At 32.2% G+C, this 242-nt stretch carries 1 protein-coding gene; it reads right to left on the bottom strand.

From position 1 onward, the window contains the following. Nucleotides 1-61: 61 nt before the first annotated feature. Nucleotides 62-242: YagK/YfjJ domain-containing protein (locus R0K30_RS23285; RefSeq protein ID WP_410613374.1), on the bottom strand; the 181-nt coding region annotated here is incomplete at its 5' end.

The following is a 242-nucleotide window of genomic DNA, read 5'->3' as shown; positions in this document are numbered from 1 at the left end:
TCTATGAAGATGATATTAAATAAACCAGCGCCCTACTTGGGGCGCTTTATTAAAGGAATCATTAGTAAAGTTTAGGTATATTACTAGTACCAAAATTTCTCTTACCAGTACCATAAACTTTTGTTTTATTTTTTGCTACATAGTTTAATCGAGATACAGATATATCCCTTTGTGTTAAGTGATTTTTAGAATTGCTTTCAACCCAGTTACAAGCTTTGTCAGGAAAGTTTACAAGGCTTTGC

Source organism: Bacillus sp. SIMBA_154 (assembly GCF_046536015.1).
Classification (GTDB): domain Bacteria; phylum Bacillota; class Bacilli; order Bacillales; family Bacillaceae; genus Bacillus; species Bacillus pumilus_P.
This window is presented reverse-complemented; position numbering and strand designations above follow the sequence as displayed.